This is a genomic window from Pseudomonas sp. ATCC 43928 (genome assembly GCF_005938665.2).
In the GTDB taxonomy this organism is placed as follows: domain Bacteria; phylum Pseudomonadota; class Gammaproteobacteria; order Pseudomonadales; family Pseudomonadaceae; genus Aquipseudomonas.
The window spans coordinates 2,588,774-2,600,675 of the sequence record NZ_CP041753.1 but is presented as its reverse complement, the minus strand read 5'-3'; the positions used below and the strand labels follow the sequence as shown (position 1 = coordinate 2,600,675).

Annotated in this window: 14 protein-coding genes; 3 read left to right on the top strand and 11 right to left on the bottom strand. The window is 58.6% G+C overall.

Annotated elements, in window-relative coordinates:
* Positions 1-32: 32 nt before the first annotated feature.
* From FFH90_RS11980 to FFH90_RS11965, 4 genes are all read right to left on the bottom strand, one after another.
* Positions 33-470: a DUF3995 domain-containing protein gene (locus FFH90_RS11980; RefSeq protein WP_138867232.1), complete on the bottom strand. Its 438-nt coding sequence runs from the start codon at positions 468-470 to the stop codon at positions 33-35.
* 163 nt (positions 471-633) lie between these two features.
* Entirely contained in the window at positions 634-1,650 is a 1,017-nt protein-coding gene (locus tag FFH90_RS11975; RefSeq protein WP_064617035.1) for an ABC transporter substrate-binding protein, read from the bottom strand.
* A 119-nt stretch (positions 1,651-1,769) separates the two neighbouring features.
* Positions 1,770-1,973: a hypothetical protein gene (locus FFH90_RS11970; protein WP_007935975.1), complete on the bottom strand. Its 204-nt coding sequence runs from the start codon at positions 1,971-1,973 to the stop codon at positions 1,770-1,772.
* Complete coding sequence (locus tag FFH90_RS11965; protein ID WP_026286571.1) at positions 1,973-2,443, bottom strand: hypothetical protein; 471 nt, start codon at positions 2,441-2,443, stop codon at positions 1,973-1,975. Before FFH90_RS11965 ends, FFH90_RS11970 begins: the two co-directional genes overlap by 1 nt.
* Positions 2,444-2,853: 410 nt before the next feature.
* Between FFH90_RS11965 and FFH90_RS30270 the strand changes: the two genes are divergently transcribed.
* The 3 genes from FFH90_RS30270 (at position 2,854) to FFH90_RS11950 (ending at position 3,871) form a co-directional block, all read left to right on the top strand.
* Complete coding sequence (locus FFH90_RS30270) at positions 2,854-3,102, top strand: hypothetical protein (protein ID WP_081626538.1); 249 nt, start codon at positions 2,854-2,856, stop codon at positions 3,100-3,102.
* A gap of 159 nt (positions 3,103-3,261) precedes the next feature.
* Positions 3,262-3,492: a hypothetical protein gene (locus tag FFH90_RS11955; RefSeq protein ID WP_138867231.1), complete on the top strand. Its 231-nt coding sequence runs from the start codon at positions 3,262-3,264 to the stop codon at positions 3,490-3,492.
* A gap of 139 nt (positions 3,493-3,631) precedes the next feature.
* Complete coding sequence (locus FFH90_RS11950) at positions 3,632-3,871, top strand: DUF2789 domain-containing protein (RefSeq protein WP_018928021.1); 240 nt, start codon at positions 3,632-3,634, stop codon at positions 3,869-3,871.
* Positions 3,872-3,878: 7 nt separating this feature from the next.
* Here the strand turns inward: FFH90_RS11950 and FFH90_RS11945 are convergent, their stop codons facing one another.
* The 7 genes from FFH90_RS11945 to FFH90_RS11915 all read right to left on the bottom strand — a co-directional run bounded on the left by FFH90_RS11945 (position 3,879) and on the right by FFH90_RS11915 (position 11,852).
* Entirely contained in the window at positions 3,879-4,082 is a 204-nt protein-coding gene (locus FFH90_RS11945) for a hypothetical protein (RefSeq protein WP_018928022.1), read from the bottom strand.
* A 121-nt stretch (positions 4,083-4,203) separates the two neighbouring features.
* The gene (locus FFH90_RS11940; RefSeq protein WP_370741122.1) at positions 4,204-5,427 is read right to left on the bottom strand and encodes a methyl-accepting chemotaxis protein; all 1,224 of its coding nucleotides are present in this window, start codon (positions 5,425-5,427) and stop codon (positions 4,204-4,206) included.
* A gap of 632 nt (positions 5,428-6,059) precedes the next feature.
* Complete coding sequence (locus FFH90_RS11935; protein WP_007935965.1) at positions 6,060-6,464, bottom strand: TraR/DksA C4-type zinc finger protein; 405 nt, start codon at positions 6,462-6,464, stop codon at positions 6,060-6,062.
* Positions 6,465-6,791: 327 nt separating this feature from the next.
* Complete coding sequence (locus tag FFH90_RS11930; protein WP_018928024.1) at positions 6,792-7,814, bottom strand: ABC transporter permease; 1,023 nt, start codon at positions 7,812-7,814, stop codon at positions 6,792-6,794.
* A gap of 57 nt (positions 7,815-7,871) precedes the next feature.
* On the bottom strand, positions 7,872-9,437 hold the full coding sequence (locus FFH90_RS11925; RefSeq protein WP_018928025.1) for a sugar ABC transporter ATP-binding protein: 1,566 nt from the start codon (positions 9,435-9,437) through the stop codon (positions 7,872-7,874).
* A gap of 69 nt (positions 9,438-9,506) precedes the next feature.
* Positions 9,507-10,433, bottom strand: a complete 927-nt coding sequence (locus tag FFH90_RS11920) for a sugar ABC transporter substrate-binding protein (RefSeq protein ID WP_064617031.1) — start codon at positions 10,431-10,433, stop codon at positions 9,507-9,509.
* 366 nt (positions 10,434-10,799) lie between these two features.
* On the bottom strand, positions 10,800-11,852 hold the full coding sequence (locus FFH90_RS11915; protein ID WP_138867230.1) for a Gfo/Idh/MocA family oxidoreductase: 1,053 nt from the start codon (positions 11,850-11,852) through the stop codon (positions 10,800-10,802).
* Between the last annotated feature and the right edge of the window lie 50 nt (positions 11,853-11,902).

Here is an 11,902-nt window from a genome sequence, read left to right as displayed (position 1 = left end):
GCTTGCTCGCGAAAGCGATTGACCGCCCCCCCTCAGATCCAGGCCACTGCCAGCAACCCGGCCCCCAACACCAAGCACAACGGCGAATACGCCCAAGTGTCGAGCCGGGCAAACTTCGAATCCTTGACCTGCTTGAAGAACCCCACCAGATTCGAATCGCCGATCGCCCGAGCGAACATCAGCAGCGCAATCGCGCTAATCACCCATTGCAACGACCAGTGATGCACCGTGGGCAGATACAGTCCGACCCGCAAGCACACCAGCATCGCAATCAGCAGCAAACCCACCGCCACCAGCAGCGTGCCAAAGCCCGATGGCTTGAACGCCGGCCTTGATGCCTCACCGCCCTCCCCGGGTACGCTCGGTACCACCGCCTCGCTACCCCACTTGCCACCCGCCGCCCAATACAGGTGGATCAGGCTGATGACCAGAAAGATTGCAGCAATCCATTGCGCGACCAAAAGGCTCATATTCAGACGTCCCGTGTGAAATGTTGCAGCAGAATGAACTTCCTTGCGCGATTTTAAAAGCGCCCGGCACAAGCTGGCGAAGCCTGCAATCTTTTGACTTTGCTTCCAACGGCAAAATCAAAAGATCGCAGGCTTCTACGGGTTTTATGTACACCCGAGCAGTTTATTTCAGCTGGGCAGCGACTTTATCCGCCACATCCTTGGGCACCCAGGCCTGCCACACCTGCGGGTTCGCCTTCATGAACGCCTCGGCCGCTTGACGTGGCGGAGTGTGTTTTTCACTCATCTCCGCCAGGGCCTTGTTCAACGCTTCGATCGGTAAATCGACCTTGCTGAAGAACTCGGTGAGCTGTGGGTACTGTTTCTGGAACGGCGCGGACACACCGATGGACAGCTTCGAGGGCAGTGAGCGAGTCGGCTTCGGATTAGGGTTGTCGGCCTCGGTCAGGGTTTTCCAGGCTTCGGCGTCGAATGGCGGCTCTTGCAGTTGAATCAGCTTGAAACGGCCGAGCAATGGCGTCGGTGACCAGTAATAGAACAGGACTGGTTTGCCGCGACGAATCGACGAACTGATCTCTGCGTCCAGCGCCGCCCCCGAACCACTGCGAAAGTTCACGTAGCTGTCGTTCAGCCCATAGGCCTTGAGCTTCTGCTTGTTGACCACCTCCGACGTCCAGCCGATCGGGCTGTTCAGGAAGCGTCCCTTGCTCGGGGTTTCCGGGTCTTTGAACACATCCTTGTAGCGCGGCAGATCACTGACACTGCGCAGCCCCGGCGCCAGCGGCTTGATGCCCTTGGCCGGGTCGCCCTTGATCACGTATTCCGGCACCCACCAGCCCTCGGTGGCGCCCTTGACCGTATCGCCCAGGCTCGCGACTTTGCCCTCGGCCTCAGCCTTGACCCAGACCGGACTGCGGCCCGCCCACTCTTCGCCAATGACCTGAATGTCATTGTTGGCCAAGGCGGTTTCCAGGGTAATGGTCGTTCCGGGCAAGGTATCGGTCGGCAAGCCGTAGCCCTGCTCGACGATGATCCGCAGAATCTCGGTGATCAGGCTGCCACTTTCCCAATTCAGGTCGGCAAAGTGAATCGGTGCCTGGGCAGCGAATACCGGAACGGGTGAAACCAACAAGCCGAACGTGGCCAGGGTAGCGGCCAGTAACCGTCGTAATCCCTTCATGCTCTTGCACCTCGTGCTGTTCACAGCAATAGCAGGATGGCCTGACAAAGAAGACCACAAGCCTCTGAATACTCAGTCAACTGACTGTAGTAGAGGTTTCTGCTTTCGAGGGGCGAGGATTATTTTTCGGAAGGTTCCTGCAAGCGCGCAAGCTCTCTTCTGACCATGCTGGCGTACGCCGCCGGGCGCAACATATAAATCTGTGACGCTACCCAACTCAGCCAGGCTCCCTGCAGAACGGCCTTTTCAGCCAACAGGCGCTGGGCCTCGGCGTGTGCACTGGCCTGGTTCTGTTCATGGAAATCGGCGCGGGTCTGGGTCATTACTCGCTGGCCTTGAAGGTCACCAGTTCGCCTTTGCGCCACTTGGCGGCCTTGGCAGTCACGGCTTTCAGTGTCTTGGTCAGGCCTTCCTGCAATTGTTGGTGGGCCGCAAACACCATCACCACGCTATGACCTTCCTTGAACACAATGCCGTGGCCGTCTGCGGTGGTCACGAACGCGTAATCCCCCAGTCCGTACACCGTCAATTTGATTTCGCGGAACTTGATATCCAGTTTTCCGCCTTCGCGGCTGGGCAATACGGAAGCGCTGAAATGATCGCCGACCTTGAGTTTCAGCCCGGGCTTGTCGTCTACCACCAGCGCGGCTTCGGTGTCGATCTCGGCAATGTAAATGCCTTCAGCGTTCTGTTCGGTGATGTAGACGAAACGTGACTGAAACTGTTTAACCAGCTTTGCGCGCAAATCACCCAGTACGAACAAAGCATGCATATCGAGATTACTTACTGCCAAGGAAACATCCCCACATCTGAAAATGATGCCGCACGCAGGAAACGCGCACAGCAGAAAAAAGCGGCAATGCCGAGGTTTAGCCAAATGACCCGGGTCGTAATCCTGGAACGAGCAGAGGGCTCATTCATCGCGAGGTTTGGGAAGATTACTGGAACATCCCCCGCATCGTCTTGCCTGGCGGTCGTCAGAGGTTGAAGGAAAACGCCCTTCTGACGGCCAGAAAAACCGGATCACCAACTTTAGGGAAAAATCTCTTTAAAAAAAGCACTTTTCTGACATATCGCCAGTAAAAAATTGCTTTAGATGGGCAGCAATCGCCAACCAGTGAGAGCGATTCTAGAGCAGCCATGCTCACCGAGACTACCCAAAACAACGTACGCACGTCGGTAAAACCACGAAAAGGACTTCATATGTGCACACTGACTCACTTCGCCCAGCCTCACACACACCACACAAACGGCTCGTCACTTCTGCAATCGATAGTACTCCGCCAGCAGGATTTCCTCCCTGAAGCGCATCTGCTCCCGCGTTTTCAGGTGGTATTGGCCGGCAACGCCTTTTTCCACATCAGGGAAATATCCACCGGACGTGTCAGAGGTTTCCGCGCCGACCATAACGAAGCCTGCGCCCTTGCCCGCTCGCTCGAGTCTCGCAACTGACTCATCTTGCGGCATTCACATTTATAGACGTTTCGTCACGCCGGCGACTTAACTCAGCCGCCGGCAGGCAACTACTGCCATACTGCCCGCCCCATGAAACCCGTCTCCAGGGTGGACGGCGCTCAATACAACATAATATTTCAAAGGGAAGACTGCTACGTGACGGAATTTGATATCGGTGAATTTTTTATCCGGGGCGAAGCCAGAGAGGTCGACGGTGAATTCCAGGCAGTCATTATCATGCGCGCCAAACCACCGTTGACCACGGTGTCGTATCACCAGGTCGAAAAGGATCGCTGGTTCAAGACCGCGGAAGTCGCGACGATTGCCGCCCAAGAGTCCGCCAAAGCCCTGAAGCTTGCCGTCGATGACGGTGCGTTGAAGGGCTGACCATCGGGTTTGCAGTCTATGCTCATCCCTGCTTTGAACATCGTTATCGAACTCCCTGGTGCGCGGCCCCCTCAGATGCAATGAAGCCGCACCTCAGACCTCACGCCCGAGGCGATTGATTATCTGCAAGGAGATGAAGATGGATTCACCCACACATGACTTGAAAGGCTTGTTCGACCAGCTCGGCCTGGACTCCAGCGAAAAGGCCATCGACGATTTCATTGCCCTGCATTCACCGTTGCCCGATGACAAGAAACTCATCGATGCCGAGTTCTGGACTCCGCAACAAGCCGGCTTCCTCAAGGAACAACTGCGTGAAGACGCCGATTGGGCGCACGTGGTCGACGACCTGAACCTGCGCATGCACCAGATTCACTAGCTGAGGCTCAATGCAGGCTGTCGGGCATTTCGGCGTTCAATTGTGCCAACCAGGCAGCCCTGCACTCCTCGGCTTCATTACGACTGGAGAACACCGTCCCCCGGCGCTCACCGTTGAGCAGCACCACCCAACAGACGCTCTGCCCCATCGCTCGCAAACTGGCGGGCACGCCGCTGCCGATCATGACCGCGACATCGACTTTGCTTTGCATGCTGACCTCTCGAATTTCATTAGCGACCTAACTATGCAGGCATGTTAATGAGTTCATCCTCGAGGAAACAGCAACGGCGTTGCATAGCTTCGTTGCATATGCGGTAACAATTGCCAGGCTATCAGCGAGGCTTTTCCGGTTTGTAGCCCAACCGCAATCCACCCCAGTGGCGCCCCTTGAGCATGATCGGCACCGAGAGGTCGTGCATCAGTTCACCGGTGTCGCGGGTGTAGGTCTGCAACAGTACGGCCTGCTGGTGGCTGCCACAGCGAATCCCGGTGCGGTCGGCGAACTTGCGCTTGGTGCGGTTTTGCAGGGTATCGACCTGCACGTCGCCGGTCAGTGGCTGGCTGAACACCGTGTTGTGGGTCGGGACATACCCCTGCTGCGTGCAGGCAATGGCGAATACCAGGCCTTCGTGACGCGGCAGCAACGGTTCCTGAATCGCCGGCAAGACCTGATCGGTGTAACGGTCGAAGCGGGTCTGGTATTTGGTCGGGCTGGTGTTGGGGATCGTCTGATAATTGCGATCAAACAGGTCGTCGAGGCTGATCCGCCCCTGGTCGATATCCGCCTCGAAACGCGCGGCAATCTGACTCGCCCCTTCGCGGGCCAGGTCGTAAATCCGCTGGTGATAGTCATCCAGCCCGACTTCGGCAAGGCGTTCGCTGATGGTTTCGGCCTGCCCTTCCATTTGCACCGCCGCCTGGGCCAGGCGCTGGGTTTGCTGGTCACTGATCGCCAGGTCGCTGCGCATTTGTTCGATGGCGTGGAACAGGCTGTCGAGTTGTTCGCGATTAGTGTCCGCGCCCAGAGCGATTTCCCCGACCTGCCTTTCAACACCGGCGGCCAGGCGCGCGATGTTTTCCAGGTGCTGCCCCGTGTGCTCGACCTGCGCAACGCCAGTATTGAGGTCGCTGGCCAGTTGACGAATCTGCTCTACAACTTGCGCCGTGCGTTGTTGAATGTCAGCGACCATCTCCCCGACTTCGCCGGTCGCCGTCGCCGTGCGCGCGGCCAGGCCACGAACCTCATCGGCCACCACCGCAAACCCGCGACCGTGTTCCCCGGCCCGCGCCGCTTCGATGGCTGCGTTCAACGCCAACAGATTGGTCTGGCTGGCGATGGACTGGATCACCAGCGTGACCCGCTGGATATCGTCACTGCGCAGGCTCAGGGCTTCGATCAACTCGCGGCTGTTGCTGGCACGCTGACTGAGTTGATGCATGCGCGCGATGGACTCGATCAGTTCCGTACGCCCTGCCGCACTGCTCTGATGGGCTTCGCTCGCCGCGCTCAAGGCTTCCCGGCTGAGTGTCGAGGTAGCCTGTTCGGTGGCGATCATCACTTCAGCGCTGCTGACAATCTGTGCTGCGGCGCCGAGTTGCGATTGCAGCTTGTCGGCCAGTTGCTTGACCGAAAAGGCCACGCCGGCGGCCGACAAGGCGTTATGACTGGTGGTGTAGGAAAGATCGCGAGTCAAACCGGCGATGGCGCTGGCGTTGTCAGCCGGGGTTGCCTGCGGCAGCGTGCGCGAGCGCAGGCGCGGCAGCCAGATAATCAGCACAGCCAATGGCAGGCCAAGGTAAAGCGACCAGCCAGCCAATGCCATGCCACACAGCAAGAGCATCAGGGCGATGCTTTGCAGAGTCGGCGTGAGCCACTGGTTTTTCGGCAAAAGTACGGCTGCGGGCACTGCCCCAGCCAGAGACCCGTCTCGCATCATCGTTTGTCACCCCAGGCATCTTCTAATTGTTGTATCCGCATTAAACGCCACCACAAGGCCATTATCTATGGTCCGTTAGTAGTGGGGGGTTGCAGCAGATCAATAGAAGTGCACGGGTGTTTTCGCAGACGTCGAAAAGCAAAGATCGCAGCCTTCGGCAGCTCCTGCACGGGTTCACATAAACCTGTAGGAGCTGCCAAAGGCTGCGATCTTTTCAAGGCAGCCAGTTATTAGCTGGCTGCCTCACAGAATCAGGCCTGACGCTGGTGCTTGTCGATCTGCTCGTGACGTTCTTGAGCTTCGATGCAGTACTTGGTGGTCGGGCTGATCAGCAGGCGCTTGAGGCCAATTGGCTCGCCGCTGTCATCGCACCAGCCGAAGCTGTCTTCCTTGATGCGTTCCAGGGCCTGTTCCAACTGAGGCAGCATGCGCTGGTCGCGATCGATCGCGTTCACCAGCCAGGTGCGCTCTTCTTCGACAGAAGCTGCGTCAGCCGGATCGGCCGGGGTGTCCAGGCTCTCGATGGCGATGCGATTCTGTTCGATGCGCTCATGGGTTTCGACTTTCATGTTCTGCAACAGCTCAGAGAAAAAAGCATGTTGCTCGGCATTCATGTAGTCATCCGCCGGCATGGCCAGCAACTTGTCCTTTGTCATTGATATCTCTATAAAAAAACGTGCATTAAGGCGAATTAGGGAGCGTTCCGTTGAGCCTTGTGCGGTCATTGGAACGGCGCCGTTTATTCCAAGCGCCACCCGGCACTCAATTTACGAGGGGCGGCAGTCTAAGGCCGACTTGAGGCCTCAGCAACTGAAAAGACAGCAAATCTGTCCGACAAAGCCCTGAAAGTGCTCTATGGCGAGCTTTGAGGCGCTTATCGGAGTGCGTTTATAGCAAGAAATTCAGTCCAGCGGCTGTATATAGAAGACAAACGGCTGCGCCACGCGGGTCAGGCGTGGCGCAGTTTCGTCTTTCGTGTGGGTTTAGCGCTTGAGTTTGCGCTTGTTGCGGTACTGGTCGATGACCACCGCCACCACAATAATCAGCCCCTTGATAATGTCTTGAATATAAGCGTCAACACCGACAAAGGTAAAGCCGCTGGCCATGACCCCGAGAATCAATGCCCCGATTACGGTGCCAGTGATGCGCCCAACGCCACCGGCCAGGCTGGTGCCGCCGATGACCGCCGCGGCAATCGCGTCCAGTTCATAAGACATGCCCATCCCGGCCTGCCCCGTCGCGGCCCGTGCCGACGCCACCACCCCGGCCAGGCCGGCAAGCAACCCGGCGATGCTGTAGACAATCACCAGATGCCGCTTGACGTTGATCCCGGAGGTGCGCGCCGCCTGCATATTGCCGCCGATGGCGTAGGTGTATTTACCGTACTTGGTGTAGCGCAGGGCAATGTGAAAGATCACCGCCACCACCAGAAAGATGATCACCGGCATCGCGCCATGCCCAATGGCCGTGTAGGAATCCGAGAGCATGCTCACCGGCTGACCTTCGGTGTAGTAGCGCGCCAGACCGCGCGCCGAGACCATCATGCCGAGGGTGGCAATGAACGGTGGAATCCCGGTGATTGCAATGATGCTGCCGTTGATCGCCCCCGCCAGCAATCCCACCCCCAGCCCGGTGATCACTGGAATCCACACCGGCAAGTCAGTCAGGGACGGAAACACCGCCCGGGCAAAGTCCGAGGTCTGGGCCAGGCTGGCGGCAATCATCGCCGACAGCGCCAGCACCGAACCCGAGGAAAGGTCGATACCGGTGGTGATGATGACCTGGGTTACCCCGATTGCCAGCAGGCCGATGATCGACACTTGCAGGATCATCAGCACCAGGCGCTGAGAGTTCATCAGGAAGCTCTGGTCCCGCACGATCCAGCCGAACAGCTCGAAGACCAGGCCGATGCCGATCAGTACCAGGAAGATACTCAGCTCGGTCGGGAAGCGTCGACGACTCTTGACCGGTGCCATTGCAGGCTTGTTTTCCAGTATCGCGTTCATAACCACTCACCCTTCTATTGCGTCATCGACGGCGGCCATGGCCACCGCCGGCATCCATTAGTGAACCGCGGACATGCCCGAGGCCAGTTGCATCACTCGTTCCTGGGTCGCTTCGCTGCGGTCGAGGGTGCCCATCAGGTCGCCCTCGTGCATGACCATGACCCGGTCGCTCATGCCCAACACTTCCGGCAGTTCCGAGGAAATCATGATCACCGCCATGCCTTCGCTGGCCAGGTACGAGATCAGCCGGTAGATCTCGGCCTTGGCGCCGACATCGATGCCCCGGGTCGGCTCGTCGAGAATCAGGATTCGCGGGTTGGTCATCAGCCAGCGCGCCAGCAACGCCTTCTGCTGATTACCGCCGGACAAGGTATCGATGCACTGCTCCAGCGACGGCGTTTTCACCCGCAGCTTCTTGCACATGTCTTCACACAACGCGCGCAGGGCTTTCTGCTGGATGAAGCCGTTGCCGACGTAATGGGGCAATACCGCCATTTCCATGTTTTCCAGCACCGACAGGCACGGGAACAGGCCGCTGAGCTTGCGATCTTCGGTCAACAACGCGAAGCCCTTCTCGATGGCCATGTGCGGATCAGTGATGCGCACCACCTCGCCGTCGAGCCGGATCTCGCCACCGTCACTCGGAGTGATGCCGAAAATCGCCTCGGCGACATTGGTCCGCCCCGAGCCCATCAACCCGGCAATGCCCAGGATCTCCCCGGCATGCAGGTCGAAGGAGACATCCTTGAAAATGCCGTCCAGCTTGAGATCGCGTACCGACAGCAACAGATCGCCGATCGGCTTCTCGCGCACCGGGAACAACTGGCTCAGTTCGCGACCGACCATCATCGAAATCAGGCTGTCGCCGTCCATGCTGTCGGCCCGTTGCAGGCCGATGTAGGCGCCGTCGCGGAACACCGCCACTTCATCGGCGATGCTGAACACTTCGTTCATTTTGTGAGTGATGTAGATGATGCCTTTGCCCTGGCTCTTGAGGTCGGCAATGATCGAGAACAGGTGGGCTACTTCCTTATCGGTGATAGCCGAAGTCGGTTCGTCCATGATCAGGATGTCGGAGTCGTAGGACACCGCCTTGGCGATCTCGACCATCTGCCGTTCGGCGATGCTCAGGTTGCCCACCTGCTCTTCCGGGTCGAGATTGATCCGCAGCCGCTCCAGCAGTTTGGCGGTGCAGCGGTGCATTTCGCGGTGATCGATCATGTGCAGGCCGTTGAGCTGCTCGCGGCCGATCCAGATGTTCTCGGCGATGCTCATGTGTGGCATCAGGTTGAGTTCCTGGTGGATCATCGCAATCCCGGCCTGGAGCGCGGCCAGTGGCGTTTCGAAGACCACCGGCTTGCCCCGCAGGCGCAACTCGCCAGCGTCCGGCTGGTAGATGCCGGCAATGATTTTCATCAGGGTGGATTTGCCGGCACCGTTTTCGCCCATCAGCGCCAGCACGGAACCGGGACGCACCCGCAGCTGTACGTCGGACAAGGCCACCACACCGGGAAAACCCTTGCTGACGTTGATGATCTCCAGCAGGTACGGCTCATCGACAGGTGTTGCGGTTGGCTGGATACCCACCAACGGGGTGCTCGAAGCAGTCGCTGAAGCGAACATGATCAGGTACTCCATCAGCAAGGTCGCGTCGCAACCTTGCGTGCTTATTGTTGTTATCGAACGGACGGACTATTTGAACTGGTCAACGTTTTGCAAAGTGATCAAGCGATACGGCACCCACACGGCCTGCTCCACCGGTTCGTTCCTGGCCATTTTCACCGCCGTGTCGACCGAACCATCAGCCTGCCCCTTGGCGTCCTGGAACACCGAAACCAGCAGAGAGCCCTTCTTCACCGCGTTCAAACCGTCGGGCGTACCATCAACACCGGCGATCAGCACACTGCCTTTGGCGACACCCGCCTGTTGCAGGGCCATTGCCGCGCCAATCGCCATCTCGTCGTTGTTGGAGACGACCGCGTCGAACTTGCGGCCCTGGGTCAGCCAGTCGTTGACCAGGGTCATGCCCTTGTCCCGCGACCAGATGCCGCTCTGCTCTTGCTCGATCTTGATGTTCGGGTACTTGGCCAGCACCTCTTTTACGCCCTTGGTACGGTTGGTGGTGGAGTTGTTGGCCAAATCACCGAGCAGAATCACGATGTCGCCCTTGCCGCCCATTTTTTCCGCCAGGTACTGCATCTGCATCTGACCGGCCTCCAGATCGTTGGAGGCGACAGTGACCACGCCTTTGGGCAGGTTCAGGTCGTCGGGACGACGATTGACGTACACCAGCGGAATGCCGGCCTTGACCGCCGCTTCGGTAATTTTCTTGGTGGCGGCGGTATCCACCGGGTTGACCACAATGGCGTCGACCTTCTGGCTGATGAAGCTTTCTACCTGGCTCAACTGCCTGACCACGTCGCTGCGCGCATCTTCGAACTGCAGCTTGACGCCATCGGGATAGGACTTGGCTTTGGTGTCCATGGATTCGCGCAGGTAGGTCAGCCAGGTGTCATCGAACTGGGCCATGCTGACGCCGATCTTCATGTCCGCGAGTGCGGCACCGCTGGCGAGCATCAGGGACAAGGCGAGCGAGGCGAAACGGATCTTGGTCTTCATGAAAGGTCTTTCTCCACATTCTTGTTGGTTTTATGGATAAGGCGTGACGATTTCAGTAAGCGGGCAAGCGGACTATCGGCGCTCCCGGAATGCAGCAGACCAGGGCGCCCTTGCGTTCGACGCAAAGCAAGCGAGAGACGGAATGAAACGAGACGCGAGGCAGGTCGCGAGAGAGGTGCAGCGCGGAACGTAAAGCATGCAGAGCAGAGTTGAAGGTTTTCATCGACGGTACCTGGCTTTGTTTCTTGTTTTTGGTGCGTCCTTCACTCGTTCAAAGCCTGCTTGAGCGTGATCGGACGTTGATAGTCGGCAACCTGGAAACGACTTTATTGGAAAATAATTTCTATATCAACTCATTTTAGAATTTTATTCTGATTTTGTTCCATGGCTTTCAAATGCGCTCAACGCCACCACTTGATGGCGCTCGAAACTGAGCCGCGCAGCGTCTAGCACGCGGGTGGTCGCCAGTGCATCACGGGCCTCGACCGGCAGTGGGCCACCGCTCTGTAACGCGGTTTGTAGCTGCAAATAGAACTGGTTCCAGCAGCCTCGCTCGGACGGCACCCGCTCGCGCACCTCGCCCTGCTCGAACCAGCCCCAGCGACGATGCTCTTCGACGCCCCAGCGCTCGCCCTCGGATTTGGGCGTGAGCCCGGCCAGGGCCGACGCCTCTTGCCCGTCCAGACCGTCGACGCTGTAGCAGCCCTGGGTGCCGGTCACGCGAAAACGCGGGCCCGGGGTGTTTTGCAGGCAACTGCCACTCAGGTGCGAGATCACGCCACTGGCATGGGTCAGGGACATAAAGAAGCCGTTGTCGAAGGTCTGGCCTTTTTCGAGGTAATCCAGTTCGGCGTAAACCCGGGTGACGGGGCCGAACAACAGCAACGCCTGATCCACCAGATGGCTGCCCAGATCACGCAGGAAACCACCGCCGCTGCCGTTGTTCACCGACTGTGGCGAGTAGCGTTCGATCCGCGACTCGAAACGGGTGACCTGGCCCAGGGCACCAGACCCGATGAGTTTGCGTACGGTGAGGAAATCCGAATCCCAGCGCCGGTTCTGGTAGACGCTCAAATGCACGCCCTGACGCTCGGCCATGGTGATCAGGGTTTGCGCCTGTTGCGTATCGGCGGCGAACGGCTTGTCGCTGACCACCGCCACCCCGTGTTCGATGGCGTCGAGCACCAACGCCGGACGACCTTTGAGCGGCGTGGATACCACCAGCACATCAATCCCGGCTTCGACCAGTTGGCCAATGCTGTCGAAGGCCGGCACACCGGGATGTTCCGTGGCCAGCAGTTGTCGGCGCTCGGCGGAACGGGTGACCACGCCCACAAACGTCGCCGCCGGCAAACTGCTGATCAGCGGCGCATGGAAAAACCGGCCGCCATGGCCGTAACCGACAAGTCCGATACGCATGAAAGTATTCTCCTTATAGAACGCGGCCCCTGTGGGAGCGGGCTTGTGTA